The organism is Ruegeria sp. R13_0, assembly GCF_017743995.1.
Lineage (GTDB): Bacteria > Pseudomonadota > Alphaproteobacteria > Rhodobacterales > Rhodobacteraceae > Ruegeria.
The window spans coordinates 248207-266530 of the sequence record NZ_JAGHRB010000002.1 but is presented as its reverse complement, the minus strand read 5'-3'; the positions used below and the strand labels follow the sequence as shown (position 1 = coordinate 266530).

Below are 18324 nucleotides of genomic sequence, written 5' to 3'. Positions count from 1 at the left end.
ATTTCGAGGCCTACCGGCTGAACGCTTTCAATGCAAACCGAGATAGGGCGGCGATTTGCTTGAAATGCCGTTCAAGCGCCAGATGGTTCGCTAGCCCAGGCGCTTTTTGAACCTCAGCGTTGCTGCCAGCAATCCAAAAATGGCAAAGCCGATCATCCACAGGATCTCCGCGCGCAGATCATAGAGAGAGGCATCGCGCAGAACCACGCCCCGGATCATTTCCATGAAATGCGTGGCCGGCAACACCTGTGCGATGATCTGAACCGGTTGAGGCATGCCGTCGAACGGAAACATGAACCCGGACATCAGGATGGACGGCAGCAGGATAAAGAGGGTCATCTGCATCGATTGAAGCTGGTTCTGGGCCAGCGTGGAAATCACCAGCCCCAGCGAGAGGCTGGCGATGATGAACAGCAGCGTCACCACCAGCAGTGTGCCCAGCCCTCCGTTAATGGGGACGTCAAACAGAAGATGCCCGAGCCCCAGAATGATCGCGACCTGGATCAGGCCCAGAAAGATGTAGGGGATGATCTTGCCCAGCATCAACTCGATCGACTTGATCGGTGTGTTGATCAGCATCTCCATGTTCCCGCGTTCGCGTTCCCGAACGATCGCGGCGGAGGTGAACAGGATCATCGTCATCGTAAGGATCACCCCCACAAGACCTGGCACGATATTGACCGCGGATCGCTGTTCAGGGTTGAAGTACAGTGTCACTTCAAATGTCGGAACCTGCCGGTTGGCAGGTAGCCTCAGCAATTCGGTCAAGGGCATCGTTCGAAGGGATTTGATCGCGCTTGCAACCATCGTGTCCGAGCCATCTACGATCCAATGCGCAACGGGTCGACTGCTGGTTTGATCTGTTGAATTGGGCAAGCCCAGCCCGACAGACGGGCTGCGAGCAAGGCGCTGGCTGACGTCCCTGGGGATGATCAGCGCGGCCCGCACGCGGGATTGCGTGATCGCGCGCTCGGCCTCTTGTGGGGTTGTCAGGTGCTCGGTGACCGTCACGACCTGTGTGGCCTGAACCATCTGCGTCAACATGCGGGACAGCTCGGTTTGGGATTGATCGACAACAGCCACAGGCACGTGGCGCAGGTTGGTGTTGATCGCATATCCGAACAATAAAAGCTGGATCAGCGGGATCATGATGACCATGGCGAAGGTCATCCGGTCCCGCCGCAGCTGCAACAGCTCTTTCCTAAGGACGGCTGCGATACGGCGGGCCGAGATCATTGGTCTTCCCCCCGCGTGGCGCTGACAAAGACGTCTTCTAGATTTGGCCTCTGAGGTGTCAGGGACAGATCAGAGAACCCCTCAAGCCGGGCGCGCAGCATGTCCACCGGCTGAGGCTCGGCTTTGTCCACCAGAACCCGCAAGCGAGAGCCGACCTGAGCGGTCGACAATATCTTTGGCCTGCCGTCCAGCTCATGTTTAACCTTGCGCAGATCCGGGCCTTCGACCTCGACAACGTCAGCTTGAAGATCATTCATAAGCTGGCGCGGTGATCCGTCCGCTTTCTTGACACCATGCTGAAGGATGGCCAGACGGTGGCAGCGCTCGGCCTCATCCATGAAATGGGTGGAAACGATCATGGTGGCACCCTGATCGACCAGATCGAACAATTGCTCCCAGAACGTGCGGCGTGTTTCGGGATCGACGGCCGAGGTCGGCTCATCCAGAAATAGCAGTTTGGGTCGGTGCAAGATCGTGGCCGCAAGGGCCAGCTTTTGCCGCTGCCCTCCGCTCATGCTGCCGCTGAGTTGATTTACGTTTGTTATCAGGTCGTAGGTGTGTAGCAGCTCGTCGATCCGATCTTTCGCTGCTTTTGCCGGGATACCGTAGATTTCCGCCGCGAACCTGAGGTTTTCCAGCACGGTCAGGTCGCGGTAGTAGGAGAAGATCTGGGTCATGTACCCGATCTCATTCTTGAGCGGTTCTGCCGCTTCGGGCATGGATCGACCCAGAACCGAGATGGATCCGCTGGTCGGCGTCAGTAGCCCGGTCAGCATACGCAGGGTCGTTGTCTTGCCGCAGCCGTTAGGGCCAAGAAACCCGTAGATCTGGCCTGTTCTGATCTCAAGATCCAGATCGTTGACGGCGGTGTTTGTTCCGAATTGCCGGGTCAGGCCGCGTGTCGACACAACGACATCTGTCATGGCATGGGAACCTGCACTGGAACGCCGGCAGGCAGGTCCGGCGACGCGGTGGGCAGGTCAATCTCGGCCAGATAGACAAGCCGTGTCCGGTCATCTTGGTTCAACCCATAGTAAGGGGTGAAGGACGCGTCGTCACTGATCCACCGGACCACGCCGTCCAGCGGGGCATCCAGCCCATCAACATTCACCTCCAGCGTATCGCCGGGTTTCAGTTTCACGCGATGCGGTTCGGGTACATAGACGCGGGCATAGGGTGTCTGCCCCGTGACCAGAACGGCCACGGGGCTGCCGGTCGTCACCCGTTCACCAAGGTTCCAGGGCAGTGAGTCCAGGACGCCATCGCGCGTCGCGACAACGGTCAGATCCTCCAATACGGTCTGTTCCGCGTCAACCGACGCTTCGGCTGCGCGGACGTTGGCTTCGGCAACCGCAAGATCTTCGGGGCGAGTGCCGTTTTGAAGCTCTTTTAACGTTTCCTGAGCACCGACCAATTCAGCCCGCGCCGAGTCCCGCAAGGCCAGATCATTTGCAACCTGCGCCTCGGTCACGACCGAATTTTCCACCAAACGGGCATTGCGTTCATAGATTGCTTCGGCATCTGCCAATCGCGCGGTAGCTCCGGCGACCTTGGCTTCGGCAATCGCTATCTCTTCGTCGCGCGGTCCGACCTGCAGCTTCAAAAGGGTGGCTTTTGCTTTTTCCAGTTCCGCCTGAGCCAGGTTCAGCTTTGCGGTCTGCAACGTGGGATCAAGTTGAACCAGCGTGTCTCCGGCCACTACAAGCGAGCCTTCGGCAATGGGCAGATCGACGATGATTTCGCTGGCCGTCGCGGTCAATGCGACGCGGTCGCGGGCCAGAACACCAAGGGCCACGCTCGTATCCGAGGCAGAGCATCGGTCCAGAACCGCAGGCAGCATTGCCGCCAATATCAAAGGTACGGGGATCGACAAATTCAGCACGGGGTCCCTCCGAGTGTTAACCTCTGGTCGCGTTGGACGGTTCGTTGAACCATACAATCATGAAATCAGACTTGTATATATTTTCCAGTCTTCCACAGAGACCGCACCGATCATGCAGTGCGTCGCGCCGGATTCAAGCCTTAGGCTTGTCCTGACACACCATTTCCCTGCCATGCCATCGGCAGTGTTGGATCAATGGGGTTCTCAAGAGCATCAAAAGTCAAAACGCGCGCTGTCATAGCGGGCGAATAGAACGTCACAGTCATCAGACTCCGGTCGAATGGGTCTAGTGAAATCCAGAATTTCAAACCCGTTCTGACCCATGAAAGAGACCAGCTCTGAGAACCCGTATCCACCCAAATAGCGCCGTTTCACGTTCGCTTCGGCCAAGACAAATTCGGTTCGTTTAGCGGAAGAACGACCCTCAGCCCGCTTTGTCAGGCTGGCGGCGGCGTCCCGGATGCGCTCCGCCCCTTTTTCCCCTCGAATCACTCCGAAGAACATAATCGTGGTTGGGCTGCGATCCGGCATGGGGCGCGCCAGTGTGATCTCATGCGGTTCGTTCGACACGAGAAAACTTGGATGGGAAATCACATGAATGCGGCTCGGGTCAGCCCCGTATTCCGAGATCATGTGATCGCGGGCATGGGGGGCGTGAACGTGGATGGCGTCGGTTCGTTTGACCAGCGATTGGCGGGCCTCGCGAAATCCGTCAAGGTTGATCACATCGTGCGGTCGGGCGTTGTGAATGGTCCAGACCAACCGACCGCCACGCATGCATCGATACATCAGATTGCGCTGATAGAGGTTTCCTCCGGCAGTCGGAATGTACGGTATCCGAGCAGACTGTCAAGCGCAGGGGAGGTCGTATTCAGCTATGGCAATGTTGGCCGTCGAACAGGGGCTTTCGGTTTCCCTGGTGACGTTCAACAAGTTTCGCCATCCACTTGCCCTTTTCAGGCACCAATCTCGCGGTCAGCGGCTGAAAATCAATCGCTGCACATTCCGGGAACAGCTCTTTGATCTCTTGCCGCGCTTCGGGCGAGATGGCCTGCATGGTCAGTGGCCCCAGAAAGAGGCTTTCCGTGGGCGTACCGTTCGACCAGATGATCTCATGCTGATCGAACAGGATGTGATGATACCGAATTCCATCAGACAGGTCGTCCAGAACATCGACCCCGCTCAACGGCAGCAGTTTCTTCGCGGGCAGCAGGACATCCTGACAGTTGAACATGCGCTTAGCAATGGCTGAAGAAACCAGAATTCGGTGCTGAGGCGACACGATCAGATCGCGCCGAGGATAGCCCGGCCCCAACGCGTCTGCTCGGATCACAATGGGCTTGAGGTGCGGTTTGGCATCAAGCTGGGCTTCGCTCAGGTCACGAGCGCCAATCCAGCAAACCGGCCGCATCCCGTTGTCATATGTCAGAACCTGATCGCCGACTTTCAGGTCCTCAACCCGAACAAGCCCTTCTGACGTTTCGATCAGTGTTCCTGATGCAAAACAGGGCACATCCTCGAATTCACCGCTCGCATTGGTCGGGCCAGTTACGATCTGATCGATTTCGATGGTGTTGTCACCGTCATCGTTCCACGCGGACGCGATTGCGGCGGTGTTGACCGTCATGCCGTTGAACAATTCCAGCGGGACAAGGGCGCCATCGTTGGACTTCACGCCGAACAGAGCGATTGTCCCGTCCGGGTTCACTTCCAGCCGGACGATTGGATCTGTGTCCGAGTTTTGAAGCTGCCAGACGGCGGGCGTGTTCACCTCATACCGGTCGCCATCGGCAAATCGTACGGTTTGGCCAGCGGTTGAGGGTGCCTGAAACTGCAGTTCATTGGGTGCTCCGGCGGGGCCGCCGACAAAGAGATCCACACCGTTGATCTGCACGCTGAAACTGTTGTCGAGCAGCCGGAAGTCGATGACAAACCCCCCGCCGGGAGTTGTGTCGACAAACGTGGTGGAGGCACCGCCGTTGATACTGAAATCTGGCATTCAAGTCTCGTTTCAACCTGTAAGCTGTATTCCTTAGGTAGAGGCGCAAAACCTTGTCTCTTCAAGACAGAAATTCGTTCATTTTGTGAAAAATTCGCCCCTGACGTCAGGTCCTTTGGGTTTGGTATCATCTTTTGCTGATGTGGGAAACTGCATGTGGCGAATCCCGTCGCATAAGCTCGGCGGGCACGCGTTTGTCATGGCTTGCTGCTCTCAGTTGGCCTCGTCCAGAGTGCGTAAAATCCAATCTCTTACCTTTCGCGCATCATCGGACAGAGGGGTTTTCTTGGACCAGACCAGATAGAACCCTTTGCCCGTCGTCCATTGCCAATCGGATCGGGCGGCCAGAAGACCCTGATCGACAAGACGGTCAGTCAGGTGTTTCCAGCCGAAGGCAAACCCCTCACCGGCCATCGCCGCCTGCAGGACAAGCGCATAGTCATTCAGACGCAGCCCCGTGTTCGGAACTGCTGTCCTGATCGAGAAATTGGCGAACCAATCGCTCCAACTTGGACGCTGACGAATGGGTTCTTCCAGATGAATAAGGCGTTGGGACAGGAGATTGGGCAGGCTTCGCAGATCAACTGCGGCGGCCATGACGCGGGGCGAGGCGACGGGATAGATCGCCTCGGGCGCGATCAGGGCGCTTTCGCAATCCGCCCAGTTTCCATCCCCCAGACGCACCGCAAGGCTGATGTTTTCCGCGTCGATATCCGGTTCGCGGTCACTGGATTGCAGGCGCAAGTCGATCTTTGGGTGTTGGCTTTGCAGATCGGCCAGTCTCGGCATGATCCAATAGTTGTTGAAGGCCGTCGATGCGCTGAGGGTAACGTAGCCCGCCTGTTTGGTCTGTCTGATGGACTCAACCGATAGGGCCAATTGCTCGAATGCCCGTGAGACATCAGCCAGCAGCCGCTCGCCTGCTCCGGTCAGGACGACCTGACGGTGACCGCGGGTGAACAGAGGCGTTCCCAAGCCTTCTTCCAGTCTGCGAATGGCGACGCTGACGGCGGGTTGCTGCACATTCAACTCCTGCGCCGCGCGGGTAAAGGACTGAAGACGTGCAGCAGCCTCGAATACGACCAGATTGCGGGGGGAGCCAAGCTGTTTCCAGAGTTCTTGCATAATCTGTTTTTATGCTAAGCATTCAAATTTTCAAGCGTCACATGCGTTTTCTTGGTGATTAATATGCATCCAAAAAATGGAGTGCTTTTAATGGCTCGGCGCGTACGTCAATCCCGTTACCGCGGTTCCGAGGCCGGTTCTGTCCCGGCCTCCCCTTATATCCAACGAAAGTTGGCGTTCTTTGACCCTCTGAACGAGGAAGATCTGGTCCGCCTTGAGGCTCAGGTCGACTGGATTTTCCAGGACGTGGGCATCGCCTTCCGCGACGACCCCGAAGCGCTGGAGCTGTGGCGCCGTGAAGGGGCGCGGGTTGAAGGCGATATCGTACGGGCGGACGCGCAGTGGATTCGTAGCCTGTGTGCCCGGGCACCCAAAAGCTTCACTCAGGTGGCGCGCAACCCCGACCGTTCGGTGGTCATCGGTGACGGCAATCAGGTTTTCGCGCCTGTCTACGGTGCACCTTTCGTGCGTGATCTGGAAGGCGGTCGACGCTACGGCGATATCGAGTCGTTCGAAAAGCTGGTGAAACTGACCTACCTGCATCCGAACATGCACCATGGCGGTTTCGTGACCTGCGAACCTTGCGACGTGCCGGTCAGCAAGCGTCACCTCGACATGATGTTCGCCCATATGACCCTCAGCGACAAACCGCATCTGGGCGCCATCACCGAGATGAGCCGCGCGCAAGACAGCGTCGACATGGCCGAGATCGTCTTTGGCGCGGATTTCGTGGAAGACAACTGCGTCATCATGGGCAACGTGAACACCAACTCGCCGCTGCTGGTGGACCGCGTGGTGACCGAAGCAGCGCGGGTCTATTCGTCGCGCGGTCAGGGCCTGATCGTGGTTCCGTTCATCCTGTCGGGCGCAATGGGTCCGGTCAGCACCGCCGCCAGTGTCGCACAGGCCATGGCCGAGGCGATGATGGTCTGCGCCTACGTCCAACTGCTGCGCCCCGGCGCGCCCTTTGTTCTGGGCAACTTCCTTTCGTCCATGTCGCTGAAATCCGGGGCACCGACCTTTGGTATGCCCGAACCGGTGATCTCGAACTACGCCATCGGCCAATTGGCCCGCCGCGCTGGTCTGCCGCTGCGCTGCGGAGGCTCTCTGACCGCCTCCAAGATCGAGGACGCGCAGGCCGCCTATGAATCGGCGGATTCGATGCACTCGACCATGCTGGCCGGTGCAAACTTTGTTCTTCACTCGGCCGGTTGGCTCGAAGGTGGCCTGTGTACCGGGTTCGAGAAACTGATCATGGACGCTGACCGTCTTGGCTCGTACCAAAAAGTCCTCAGCCAGGGGCTGGACACCAGCGACGACGCCTTCGCTCGTGACGCCTATGAAGAGGTCGACGCAGGCGGTCACTTCCTGGGCTGCGCGCACACTATGCGCAACTACCAAACCGCATTCTACGAACCCAAGCTCAGCGACAGCGAAAACGTCGAAAGCTGGGAAGAGGGCGGTTCCAAGGACATGCGCTGCCGCGCCTATGAGCGCTGGAACCAGATGCTGAACGAATACCAGCCCCCCGCGATGGACGAAGCCAAAAAAGAAGAACTGGCCGCCTATGTGGCCAAACGCAAAGAAGAGATTCCGGACGCCTGGTACTAAAACCGGGATCCCTTCATCTGGCCAGAAATATCCTCGGGGGTGAATTGAGCCACAGGCTCAAGAGGGGGCAGACAGCCCCCTTCCCCCATCACCACAAGAAAACGACACAGGAAATTCTCATGCCTGAGATTCAAAAAGACGAAACCACGTCTGGTAAAAAGCTACCTTCCCACGCCAAGGTCGTTGTCATTGGCGGCGGCGTCGTCGGCTGTTCGATCCTCTTTCACCTGGCCAAGTTCGGCTGGAAAGACGTTGTCCTGCTGGAGCGTGACGAGCTGACATCCGGCTCCAGCTGGCACGCGGCGGGTCAGATCCACACGATCAGCTCGGACCCCAACATCTCGCGCCTGCAGAGCTATACCATTGATCTCTATAAAGAGATCGAGGAAACCTCGGGCCATTCGGTCGGCATGCACATCACCGGCGGTTTTTACGCGGCGTCGACCAAGGAATGGTACGACTACCTCAAGCGTGAACGCTCGAAAGCGCGCTACATGGGCCTGCATCAGGAATTCATTAGCCCGCAGGAACTGGCCGAGCGTCACCCGCTGATCGACCCCAAACACTATCACGCCGCGCTCTGGGACGAACAAGACGGCGACGTCGATCCCTCGGGCGCAACCTACGCTTTCGCGAAATCCGCCCGTCACCACGGTGCGCAGTATTTCACCCATTGCGGTGTAACCTCGATGAGCCAGCGCCCCGATGGCAGCTGGGATCTGACCACACCCAAAGGTGTCATCAACGCTGAGCAGGTTGTGAACTGCGGCGGCCTCTGGGCGCGCGAAGTGGGCCACATGTCAGGCATCCACCTGCCCGTACAGCCGATGGAGCACCACTACCTGATCACTGACGCGATCCCGATGATCAAGGACAGGATGGAGAGCATGGGCGAAGCCGGTCGTCTGCCCGCGGGCATCGACTATGAGGCCAACATCTATTTCCGTCAGGAACGCCACGGCATGCTTCTGGGCACCTACGAACCCAAATCGACCCCGTGGAAGGTCGACGGCACGCCATGGGATTTCGGCCACGAGCTTCTGCAACCCGATCTGGACCGGATTGCCGACCGCCTGGAAATGTCGTTCGAGCGTATCCCCGCCATCGGCGAATCCGGTATCAAGGACACCATAAACGGCCCGTTCACCTTTGGCCCCGATGGCAACCCGATGATCGGCCCGGTTCCGGGCATGAAGAATTACTGGGTCGCTGTGGGTGTCATGGCGGGCTTCTGTCAGGGTGGCGGCGTTGGCTTGACGATGGCCGAATGGATGATCGACGGCGAGCCCTCGATCGACGTCTGGGCAATGGACGTGGCCCGCTTTGGCGAGTTCGCAACGCCAGACTGGGGCACCATCAAGTCCTCGGAAAACTACGAGCGCCGCTTCGTGATGACCTTCCCGAACGAAACGCTGCCCAAAGGCCGGATGCAGAAAACCACCGCGCTCTATGACCGTCTGGTCGAAAAGGGCGCCGTGATGGGGCAAGGCTTTGGTCTGGAAAACGCTCTGTGGTTTGCCGACAACGCCGAAGACGCGCATGAAACGCCGACTTTCGAGCGGAACCGCAGCCACGATTATGTCGCGCGCGAAGTCAAAGCCGTGCAAGAGGCCGTCGGTGGTATCGAGATCGCGAACTTTGCCAAGCACGAGTTCAAGGGCGCCGGTGCGCGTGACTACCTGAACCGCACTCTGGCAGGTTACGTGCCGAAACCGGGCCGTCTGGCGCTGACCCCGATGCTGACCGAAAAAGGCCGCCTGTATGGAGACCTGACCGTGGCCTGTCTGGGCGACGATCACTTCATGCTGTTCGGCTCGGGCGCGATGCAGGACGCACACAGCCGTTGGTTCCAAAAGGACCTGCCTGCGGATGTGAGCTATGCCAATGTCTCGGATGACTGGCACGGGATCGCTCTGTCGGGCCCCAAATCGCGCGAGCTGCTGGCCCGTATCACCCGCGACGACGTCAGCGCCGAGGCGCTGAAGTTCCGCGATCTGCGCCAGACCTTCGTGGGCGGCGTGCCGGTGATCCTGAACCGCATCTCGTTCTCGGGCGAGCTGGGCTTTGAGATCTACTGCAAGCCGATGTACCTGCTGCGTCTGGCCGAGGCGATCGAAGAGGCCGGGGCCGATCTGGGGTATCGCTGGTACGGCGCACGCGCGCTGATGTCGCTGCGCCTTGAAAAAGGCTGGGGCGTCTGGACCACCGATTTCCGTCCCGACTTCAACGCGGTCGAATCCGGCATGGATGTCTTCATCAACTGGAAGAAGAACTTTGTCGGCAAGGATGCGACGCTGAAGTTCAAGGAAGATGGTGTTGCCCGCAAGCTGGTCACCATGACCATCGACGTGGACGGCATCGATGTCTCGAATGACGAAGCGATCCTGAAAGACGGCGAAGCGGTCGGCTATGTCTCGTCCGGCGGCTACGGCCACCGCGTCGGCAAGTCGATGGCGATGGGCTATGTCGCAACCGAGAGTGCCGCACCGGGAACCAAGCTGCAGGTGGAAATCCTGGGTGAGTTCTACGACGCCGAAGTTCTGGGTGCGCCCGCCTATGACGCCAATGGCGCCAATATGCGGACGTAAAAAAGGAAAGCCGGAATGGGTCGTCCCGAGATCAATTTTGCAGATACAAGCACACGGGTGAATGAGCTGAACCGCTTCATTTTCCTGCTGACGCCAGGGTTCTCTGCTTTGGACCTTGGGGCCGGGATCGATTCATTGGGGGCGGCGAATGCCGCCTCCGAGCAGGCTGTTTTCGAATGGAGTATCGTCAGCGAAACCGGCAAGGCGGTGACCTCATCCTCAGGGATGACGGTTGCTGTTGATGGAGGTTTGCTCAAAACCCGCCGGGGCGATTGCATCGTCATTTGCGGGCCGATGACCGTGGATCGGACGATCTCGACCGAGTTGAAATCCTGGTTGAGGCAGGCGCGTCGGTTCGGCGTTCAGCTGTGCGGCATCGGGGGAGGGTCCGGCATTCTGGCCATGGCCGGAGTGGCCAGCGGCCAGAGCCTGAGCGCGCATTGGAAACAGCAACCCGTTATGGTTGAGCTGTTTCCGACGGTGGAATCCAACTGCTCGGTCTTTGTGGATGAAGGCCCGATTGCGACCTGCGGCGGTGGTGTCACCACGCTCGATCTGTTCTCATCGCTGATCGGTCAGGCCTGTGGTCAGACTGTTGCCTCCCGCGTGGCGGATCAATTGCTTTATGCGTCGGTGCGTCCGAAGGACGGCAGGCAGACGCAGACGGATCTGTTCCGCTTTGGCCGCCGTCATGAGAAACTGGCAACCGCCATCATGATCATGCGCGAAAACCTTGAAAACCCATTGTCGCCCAGTGTCGTGGCCGAAAGCGCGGGCCTCTCGACCCGGCAGCTTGAGCGCCTGTTTCAGCGCTACGTCGGCACAAGCCCAAAGAACTATATGACGCGTCTGAGGCTCGAGCGTGCGCGCACCCTGTTGCAGCAAACCGATATGCGGGTGCTGGATGTGGCCATCGCCTGCGGATTTGGCTCAGCCAGCTATTTCTCCAAATGCTTCCGCAGGTATTTCGGAACCTCTCCGCATATGCAGCAGAAGTCGGTCTGAAAGACCGAGCTTTAGTCCGAAAACCTGCTCTTACCGCGCGTTGGGCGAACCTTTGTGGTGCAGAATACGCCCAATTGTGTTCATGAGGATCTGTGCCGCCAGAATGGCGGTGCTGCCCGTGTGATCATAATCCGGGGCCACTTCGACCAGATCCAACCCCATCACATCCCCGCGCTGGGTCAGACCGTCGAGCAGTTCCAGCACTTCATAGTACAGGAAACCACCGTGGCTGGGTGTGCCGGTACCGGGCGCGATGGAGGGGTCGAACCCGTCAATGTCTATCGTGACGTAGTATCTGGCGCCCTCCGGGATCCGGTCCAGAACAGCCTCGGTCCCAAGTTTGCGCAATTGCCGGACGGACAGGATGTCTGAACCCATACGACGGGCGTCCTCATAGCCTTCTTTTGCGGTCGATGAGACGTTGCGGATGCCGACCTGTGTCAGGCCCGAGACATAGGGTTTTTCCGCTGCGCGCCGCATCGGGTTTCCGTGGCCGAACCGAACCCCGTGCCGTTCATCCACAAAATCCAGATGCGCGTCGATCTGAACAATGTGAATGGGGCCGTTCTTTTCGCAATCGGCAGCAAAGCCATCAATGCAGGGGATGTTAACCGAGTGATCTCCGCCCAGAACCACGGGCAGGGCCCCGGCCTCAAGGCATTTTTCGACGCCGAATTTTATGTTCTGGTGGCTTTTTTCGGTACTAGTATGCACGATATCCGCATCGCCCAGATCCACGATCCGGGTGGTTTCCGACGGAAGGTAGGTGATGTCATCTTCGTGGTCGTATGCGCCGCCATGCCCAAAGGAAAACAGGGTCGAGGCTTCGCGAATGGCCCGTGGGCCGAACCGCGCGCCGGGCCGAAACTGTGTGCCAAAATCGAACGGGGCGCCCAGGATCGCGACATCAGCGTCGATCGCATCCCAGTCGCTGACATAGGGATATTTGCCAAAGGTCGAAATCCCGACAAATGGCAAATTTAACCGACCGCCTTCATATCCATGTGCGCTCATTCTACAGCCTCCAACCACTATACTTGCGCCATAGTGTGGGATATTTTTCCGAAGGGCCATAGGGTTGTGATGAAGGAGGCGAAATCTGTCGCCCCCCTCAGCGCATCACAAACGGGTTCGACATGGGTTGATCAGAGGTGTTCAGCCACACGGTCTTGGTGCGCGTGAAGTCCTGAATGGCCTCGATCCCGGCTTCGCGGCCATAGCCGGACTGGTTGTAGCCGCCAAACGGCGCGATGGGCGACACCGCACGATAGGTGTTGATCCAGCAAATACCGGCCTTCAATCGCGACGACACACGATGCGCGCGGGCGACATTTTCGGTGAACACGCCCGATCCCAATCCGAATGGGGTATCGTTGGCCAGAGCGATTGCTTCTTCTTCGGTGTCGAAGGGCAACAGGGACATAACGGGCCCGAACATCTCGACCTTCAGGGTCTCGGTCTCGGGCGATGCACATTCGACCAGAGTGGGCGCCATGAAGTTGCCGGGCCGGTCGAGGGGGGCGCCGCCAAACCGGATGTGCGCGCCTTGATCGGATGATTTTGCCAATACCGTCTTGATATTGGCGATCTGCGCATTGGTGCAAAGCGGCCCGATATGGGTCGAGGCGTTCAACGGGTCACCCACGATGACGTCTTTCATCTTCTCTTCGATCCTGGCTGCCAAGGCGTCCAGAATTGGACGATGTATCAAACCGCGAGATCCGGCGACGCAGCTTTGGCCGGAGGCTCCGAAATTACCTGCGATCAGGCCATTGGCGGCGCCGTCCAGATTGGCGTCGTCAAACACCAAAATCGGGGATTTTCCCCCAAGCTCCAGCGTGGTTACGGCGAAGTTTTCGGCCGAGTTGCGAACCACGTGGCGCGCGGTTTCCGGGCCGCCGGTAAAGGCGATGCGATCCACGTCGGGGTGCCGGGTCAGGGGGATTGCGCAGTTTTCTGCGTCGCCCGTGATAACCGAGACGACGCCGGGCGGGAAACCGGCCTCCTCAACCAGACGCGCGAATTCCAGCATCGGCGCGGGCGCAATCTCAGAGGCCTTCAGCACCACCGAACACCCGGCGGCAAGGGCGGGCCCCAGCTTGGTTGCCGTCAGGAACATCTGCGCGTTCCAGGGGACAATCGCGACGACGACGCCGATCGGTTCGCGGCGGGTAAAGACATGCAGGTTGGGCTTGTCGATCGGAAGCACCGCACCTTCGATCTTGTCGGCCAACCCGGCATAGTAGCGATAATAGTCGCCGACATAGCCTGTCTGGCTTGCGGTTTCGGCCAGAAGCTTTCCGCTGTCTGTCGTTTCAATCTCGCCAAGGCGTTCGGCATTTTGTTCAATCAGCTCTGCAAGCCTGAACAACAGTTTGCCACGCGCGGTCTGCGTCAGATCCCGCCACGCCGGGTCATTCAAGGACCGACGCGCCGCCGAGATGGCGCGATCCACATCCGCGGGCGCGGCGCAGGCGAAACTGGCCCACGCCTCGCCTGTAGCAGGGTTTTGCGAGGTCATGACCTGCCCGTCGGCGCCCTCGGTCCAGGTTCCGTCGATGAAAAGCTGATAGTGTGGGTTCTGTTGCATCACGGGTCCTTATTGAAACTTAGGCATCACGTCGTCGATGAACCGGGCCAGCGAAGCGCGCTTGCGCTCAAAGCTCATTCCGCTGTCGATCCAGAACGAGTATTCATCATAGCCGAGGTCTTCATAGTGCTTCAGGCGATCCGTGACCTGCTCAGCCGTGCCAACTGTCAGATCACGGCCGATGTTTTCGGGGGCCATCATGGTGTTGGCGGCCATTTCCTCATCCGTCAGAGTTTGGATCAGCCCCTGATGTACGGGTCGCTTGTTCTGAAACCACGCACCGAAATAATTGTAAAAACGCGAAAGCTCTTGCGTGGCCTGATCCACATCAGCGGCGTCCTGCCCGACATAGGTGTGGTGAAGCAGCATGATCTTCGGGCGCGGTCCGTCATAGTTGGCGCAGGCATCGTTGAAGCGGCCCATCAAGCTCTCAATTTCTGCGTTGCCTTGCCAGAGCGGTGTGACCTGAATGTTAAAGCCGTTCTGGACGCCGAATTCATGGCTGTTCGGGTCGCGGGCGGCGATCCAGATCGGCGGCCCTCCGTCCTGAACGGGTTTCGGGGCAGAGGTGGTGGCGGGGAATTGGAAATACTCTCCCTCATGGGCGCAATCGCCTTCCCACAATTTGGGCAACAAGGGGGCGATTTCCCGCATGCGCTGGCCCGCGTCCCAGGCATCCATGCCGGGGATCAATCGCTCATATTCATAGGAATAGGCCCCGCGCGCGATACCCAACTCGATGCGTCCCCCGGTCATCAGGTCGGCTGCGGCGGTTTCACCGGCCAATTTGATCGGGTGCCAGAAAGGCGCGATGACGGTGCCCGTGCCAAGGCGGATGTTTTTGGTGTGATGCGCGATATCGACCAGGGACATCAATGGATTGGGCGCGATGGTGAAGTCCATCCCGTGATGCTCGCCCGTCCACACCGCGCGCATACCGGCGTCATCGGCCACTTTGCACAGCTCGATAAACTCTTCATACAGTTTCTCGTGAGACTGTTCAGGGTTGAGCCGCTCCATATGAGCAAAGAGGGAAAACTCCATCATTCAGTCCTTTCTGAGAGAGTATGTACATCGCCCCGCTGTGCGTCGCCGAGATAGAGGGAAAAATCGCGGGTAAGGCTTTCGAACGCAAAGCGGGACATCATGGTGGAGATGGCCGGGGTTGCGAAAGTCAGGTTTGCAAGGTTTTCGATGGCAACCGCTTCAAGGGTGCTGTTGAGCGGCAAAGCCGGTGCCGACGCGAGCGTGTAGACATGATGCGTCGTGGCATCGTCGTAGACAGAATAGACCGCACCTAACTGCGCTGTGATCCCTCGCGCTGCCAAGTCTTGCTGCAGGCTTTCGCGCAGGGCTTGATGATCCGACAAGCTGATCTGCGGCGGGCGGTATCCGGACGCGGTTTTCTCCAACAGCACTTTTTCGTCGCATTCGATGATCGCGCCGCAGACAACAGTTCGGTCTGCGGCCTCGAATGCGCCGCGTTCAAGGCCGAGGCTGAAATACTGCCCATTGGCATATCCGAGCCCTCGGGTTTCGGTATAGGTATACGCCTCAACCTCTCCGATCAGAATACAGTGATCTCCGGCGTCGATGGCCTGATGCGCCCGGCAGGAAAACGTCGCAACCGCGCCGTCCAGAAGAGGGACACCATGGGCGTCCAGCTGATGCGCGGTTTTGGCAAACCGATCGCCTTCGAACCCGGCGAATGTGTTTGAGACATCCTCTTGCCCCTCAGCCAAAATGTTCACCGCGAAATGCACGCAGCTCGCGAAGGCATCGTAGGAGGACAGGTTCTTGCCCGGGCAAACCAGCAAGAGAGGCGGGTCCAGAGACACGGATGAGAAGGAGTTGGCAGTAAACCCCAACGGCGTGCCAGAAGCATCCCGCGTCGTCACAACAGTGACACCGGTCATAAAGCTGCCAAAGACGCGCCGCAGGTCGCGAGGGTCGAGACTGGTCATTGCTGCACCTCGTTCAGAAAGGTTGACAGGGCGGTGTTAACCTCTGCGGCGTGGGTCATCGGCATCATATGAGCGGCACCCTTGACGATCTGCGCCCGCCCGTTTGGAACAAGCTCCGCCATGGCGCGTGACATGGCGGGGGTCGAGTTGGGCTCAAGATCACCCGTTATAAACAAGGCAGGGCAGGTGAGCGTCTTCAAATCGTCCCAACGCGGGATCGGGCTGTTGGCAAACACTGTATAGGCTTGCTTGTAGGCCGCAGGATCTGTCGCCGTCAGCCAGTTTCGGCAGGCAGCGCATTCGGGCGGATCAGTATCACCAAACCAACGCTGCAGAGTGCCCGTCGGATCACTTGGTGTTTGACCGTCAAGCGCTGCGGCTCGGGTTGTGATGGCCTGTGTGGCCTCGGCACTGCGTTCGAAAATGGCGTTAAGTGCGACGACACCGGCAACCTGTTGCGGCGCCCTAGCCGCAAGATCGAGCGCGATCATTGCGCCCATGGAATGACCAACAACTACCGTTGGTTCGCTCAGTTGATCCAGAACGCGCAATGTGGCTTCGGTGTATCCCGAAAGCTCTGCACGCGTGTTGCCTATTGGGCTTTCGCCATGACCGGGCATGTCCGGTGCGGTCAGACGCGCCACCGATGCCAGCGCGTCTAATTGGGCGCCCCAGGCCTCCGCGCGCAATCCGACGCCGTGTAGCAACAGGACATTGGGTCCCGCGCCAGTTTGGATCGCTGCGAGCCCGCCGATCTCAGACCGCGGCCGGGTTGTCCACGTCATGGCCCAAATCCTTGAGGTCCTGATAGCGGTCGCCAATGCGGTGATGCGGCCTGCCTGAGGTTGCCGCGCCAAGCACCACAACGATCTCGTCGTCTCGTGGCGCGTCGGGAATCGCAAACTGGATGGTCAGATAGTGCGAGCGCCGCCCGGTGTCGTTCTTGTCCATCAGCGGCACCATGATCGGAGCGTTCGCGGGCCCTCGGGTGTTGGTAAAGGCCAGATAAGACTTTGCGTCAACGGCCTGCCGGTAGTGGTTGCCAAAGCGCAGAGTGTGAATGAGGCCCGAGGCATGCTCGACCTCGCCATTCAGACCAACCACTGCGGCCTTGCCATAGGCCTCGATCGCATCGCCGCTGCCGGCCAGCGCAATCATGCGCTTGGTCATCATCTCACCCAGAACGGGGCCATAGGCCTGAATCTCGGGTTTCAGGTCTTCGACATATCGCCCGGCCCACGGGTTGGTGACCACGGCGGCCACCGCAAACATGCGCCATGGGGTCTTTGCGGGGCGAAACCCTTCGACTAGAACCTCTTCGTCATAGGTTACGATTTTGCGTATTTCCGGCTGCATAAAACCTCTCCTGTCGCGCGGGCCGACGTTAGAAACGGGGCTGGTTTTTGACAAATGATAGAATTATGTGCTTTGACATTAATAAGACTAATGATCAGCTTGGCCTATGGCGAAATCACTTCCCCCTCTGACCTGGTTTCGATCCTTCGAGGCCGCCGCCCGCACGCTAAGCTTCACTTCTGCGGCCGAGGAAATCGGTCTGACCCAATCGGCGGTAAGCCAGCAGGTGAAATCACTTGAATTGCGATTGGGCGCGTCCCTTTTCGTGCGCCATCCGCGCAGTCTGGCGCTGACGGATGCAGGGCGAAAGCTGCTGCCCGAGGTCGGCAAGGCGCTTGAGGCGCTGGCTGTTGCCGCCGGACAGGTCGACACGAACGCATCCGGAGACGTTCTGACAGTCGCGACTTCGGTCAGTATCGCGCAATGGGTCATCGCCCCACATCTGCCCGCGTTTGCCCGTCAGCACCCGGATATCCGCGTGCGGCTGCTCAGCGCAATTTGGCCGGACGATTTCAATGCCTCTCAAGCGGATGTGCAGGTACGGTTCGGATCGAAGAAACAGGTAGGGCAGGGCGCTGTTCGCCTGATGCCGGACCGGCTTGTGCCATTTAAATCTCCGGCCTTGTCCGGTGACATATCGGACCTGCCTCTGATCGAAGCTGTGGGGACATCTGGTGGCTGGGGCCGGTGGTTGGAGAGTCAGGGGTTGCAAAGCCAGCCCACCGTTTTTGTGGACACTTTTGGCATGGCGCTTCAATTGGCGGCGCATGGGGGTGGCGTGGCCTTGGTGAGTGAGCTTTTAGCGAAACACGCGCTTGATAAGGGCTTGGTCGAGCGTGCGCATGACGGCTCAATCGACAGCAATGAGGGGTATTTTCTATCCGCGAATACCTCGAACCCGGCGGCGGGGTTGTTTCATGACTGGCTGTTGGATCAGGTCGGCTGACGATCAGAAGAGTTGACAGATC

The 18324-nt window shown here is 58.9% G+C and carries 16 protein-coding genes; 4 read left to right on the top strand and 12 right to left on the bottom strand.

Annotation, left to right across the window (positions count from 1 at the left end; genetic code table 11):
- Nucleotides 1-90 precede the first annotated feature (90 nt).
- The 6 genes from J7394_RS03645 to J7394_RS03620 form a co-directional block, all read right to left on the bottom strand.
- Nucleotides 91-1236, bottom strand: coding sequence for an ABC transporter permease (locus J7394_RS03645; protein WP_209251036.1), 1146 nt, complete (start codon nucleotides 1234-1236; stop codon nucleotides 91-93).
- Entirely contained in the window at nucleotides 1233-2159 is a 927-nt protein-coding gene (locus J7394_RS03640) for an ABC transporter ATP-binding protein (protein WP_209251034.1), read from the bottom strand. Before J7394_RS03640 ends, J7394_RS03645 begins: the two co-directional genes overlap by 4 nt.
- Entirely contained in the window at nucleotides 2156-3118 is a 963-nt protein-coding gene (locus J7394_RS03635) for an HlyD family secretion protein (protein ID WP_371811925.1), read from the bottom strand. Before J7394_RS03635 ends, J7394_RS03640 begins: the two co-directional genes overlap by 4 nt.
- Before the next feature lie 213 nt (nucleotides 3119-3331).
- Complete coding sequence (locus tag J7394_RS03630) at nucleotides 3332-3907, bottom strand: glycosyltransferase (RefSeq protein WP_209251033.1); 576 nt, start codon at nucleotides 3905-3907, stop codon at nucleotides 3332-3334.
- 82 nt (nucleotides 3908-3989) lie between these two features.
- A complete protein-coding gene (locus J7394_RS03625) occupies nucleotides 3990-5117 on the bottom strand; it encodes a Hint domain-containing protein (RefSeq protein WP_209251031.1) in 1128 nt (375 codons plus the stop codon).
- A gap of 213 nt (nucleotides 5118-5330) precedes the next feature.
- Entirely contained in the window at nucleotides 5331-6242 is a 912-nt protein-coding gene (locus J7394_RS03620) for a LysR substrate-binding domain-containing protein (RefSeq protein WP_209251029.1), read from the bottom strand.
- Nucleotides 6243-6332: 90 nt separating this feature from the next.
- Here J7394_RS03620 and J7394_RS03615 point away from each other — a divergent pair, with 90 nt between their 5' ends.
- The 3 genes from J7394_RS03615 to J7394_RS03605 all read left to right on the top strand — a co-directional run bounded on the left by J7394_RS03615 (nucleotide 6333) and on the right by J7394_RS03605 (nucleotide 11446).
- Nucleotides 6333-7853, top strand: coding sequence for a trimethylamine methyltransferase family protein (locus J7394_RS03615; RefSeq protein WP_209251027.1), 1521 nt, complete (start codon nucleotides 6333-6335; stop codon nucleotides 7851-7853).
- A gap of 119 nt (nucleotides 7854-7972) precedes the next feature.
- Nucleotides 7973-10441 (top strand): FAD-dependent oxidoreductase, encoded by a 2469-nt coding sequence (locus J7394_RS03610; RefSeq protein ID WP_209251025.1) that lies wholly within the window; start codon nucleotides 7973-7975, stop codon nucleotides 10439-10441.
- Nucleotides 10442-10456: 15 nt separating this feature from the next.
- Nucleotides 10457-11446, top strand: coding sequence for a GlxA family transcriptional regulator (locus tag J7394_RS03605; RefSeq protein ID WP_209251021.1), 990 nt, complete (start codon nucleotides 10457-10459; stop codon nucleotides 11444-11446).
- 30 nt (nucleotides 11447-11476) lie between these two features.
- On the opposite strand, the gene speB is transcribed toward J7394_RS03605, so the two are convergent.
- The 6 genes from speB to J7394_RS03575 form a co-directional block, all read right to left on the bottom strand.
- Nucleotides 11477-12460 carry an agmatinase gene (gene speB, locus J7394_RS03600; protein WP_209251019.1) on the bottom strand — a complete coding sequence of 328 codons (984 nt, stop codon included), beginning with the start codon at nucleotides 12458-12460 and terminating at the stop codon, nucleotides 11477-11479.
- Between the two features lie 97 nt (nucleotides 12461-12557).
- Nucleotides 12558-14036, bottom strand: coding sequence for an aldehyde dehydrogenase (locus J7394_RS03595; protein WP_209251017.1), 1479 nt, complete (start codon nucleotides 14034-14036; stop codon nucleotides 12558-12560).
- 9 nt (nucleotides 14037-14045) lie between these two features.
- On the bottom strand, nucleotides 14046-15080 hold the full coding sequence (locus J7394_RS03590) for an LLM class flavin-dependent oxidoreductase (RefSeq protein WP_209251229.1): 1035 nt from the start codon (nucleotides 15078-15080) through the stop codon (nucleotides 14046-14048).
- Nucleotides 15080-16000, bottom strand: coding sequence for a flavin reductase family protein (locus tag J7394_RS03585; RefSeq protein WP_209251015.1), 921 nt, complete (start codon nucleotides 15998-16000; stop codon nucleotides 15080-15082). Before J7394_RS03585 ends, J7394_RS03590 begins: the two co-directional genes overlap by 1 nt.
- Nucleotides 15997-16785 (bottom strand): alpha/beta fold hydrolase, encoded by a 789-nt coding sequence (locus tag J7394_RS03580; RefSeq protein ID WP_209251013.1) that lies wholly within the window; start codon nucleotides 16783-16785, stop codon nucleotides 15997-15999. Before J7394_RS03580 ends, J7394_RS03585 begins: the two co-directional genes overlap by 4 nt.
- Entirely contained in the window at nucleotides 16757-17356 is a 600-nt protein-coding gene (locus tag J7394_RS03575; RefSeq protein ID WP_209251012.1) for an amino acid synthesis family protein, read from the bottom strand. The genes J7394_RS03580 and J7394_RS03575 overlap by 29 nt, the downstream gene beginning before the upstream one ends.
- 106 nt (nucleotides 17357-17462) lie before the next feature.
- Between J7394_RS03575 and J7394_RS03570 the strand changes: the two genes are divergently transcribed.
- On the top strand, nucleotides 17463-18302 hold the full coding sequence (locus J7394_RS03570) for a LysR family transcriptional regulator (RefSeq protein ID WP_209251011.1): 840 nt from the start codon (nucleotides 17463-17465) through the stop codon (nucleotides 18300-18302).
- The last annotated feature ends 22 nt before the right edge of the window (nucleotides 18303-18324 follow it).

What these genes read in the sequence shown, in the direction of transcription:
- J7394_RS03580 (WP_209251013.1), bottom strand. Translation starts at nt 16,785, where the DNA reads ATGACGTGGACAACCCGGCCGCGGTCTGAGATCGGCGGGCTCGCAGCG.
- J7394_RS03620 (WP_209251029.1), bottom strand. Translation starts at nt 6,242, where the DNA reads ATGCAAGAACTCTGGAAACAGCTTGGCTCCCCCCGCAATCTGGTCGTA.
- J7394_RS03610 (WP_209251025.1), top strand. Translation starts at nt 7,973, where the DNA reads ATGCCTGAGATTCAAAAAGACGAAACCACGTCTGGTAAAAAGCTACCT.
- J7394_RS03595 (WP_209251017.1), bottom strand. Translation starts at nt 14,036, where the DNA reads ATGCAACAGAACCCACACTATCAGCTTTTCATCGACGGAACCTGGACC.
- J7394_RS03605 (WP_209251021.1), top strand. Translation starts at nt 10,457, where the DNA reads ATGGGTCGTCCCGAGATCAATTTTGCAGATACAAGCACACGGGTGAAT.
- J7394_RS03640 (WP_209251034.1), bottom strand. Translation starts at nt 2,159, where the DNA reads ATGACAGATGTCGTTGTGTCGACACGCGGCCTGACCCGGCAATTCGGA.
- J7394_RS03570 (WP_209251011.1), top strand. Translation starts at nt 17,463, where the DNA reads ATGGCGAAATCACTTCCCCCTCTGACCTGGTTTCGATCCTTCGAGGCC.
- J7394_RS03630 (WP_209251033.1), bottom strand. Translation starts at nt 3,907, where the DNA reads ATGTATCGATGCATGCGTGGCGGTCGGTTGGTCTGGACCATTCACAAC.
- J7394_RS03590 (WP_209251229.1), bottom strand. Translation starts at nt 15,080, where the DNA reads ATGGAGTTTTCCCTCTTTGCTCATATGGAGCGGCTCAACCCTGAACAG.
- speB (WP_209251019.1), bottom strand. Translation starts at nt 12,460, where the DNA reads ATGAGCGCACATGGATATGAAGGCGGTCGGTTAAATTTGCCATTTGTC.
- J7394_RS03575 (WP_209251012.1), bottom strand. Translation starts at nt 17,356, where the DNA reads ATGCAGCCGGAAATACGCAAAATCGTAACCTATGACGAAGAGGTTCTA.
- J7394_RS03625 (WP_209251031.1), bottom strand. Translation starts at nt 5,117, where the DNA reads ATGCCAGATTTCAGTATCAACGGCGGTGCCTCCACCACGTTTGTCGAC.
- J7394_RS03585 (WP_209251015.1), bottom strand. Translation starts at nt 16,000, where the DNA reads ATGACCAGTCTCGACCCTCGCGACCTGCGGCGCGTCTTTGGCAGCTTT.
- J7394_RS03645 (WP_209251036.1), bottom strand. Translation starts at nt 1,236, where the DNA reads ATGATCTCGGCCCGCCGTATCGCAGCCGTCCTTAGGAAAGAGCTGTTG.
- J7394_RS03615 (WP_209251027.1), top strand. Translation starts at nt 6,333, where the DNA reads ATGGCTCGGCGCGTACGTCAATCCCGTTACCGCGGTTCCGAGGCCGGT.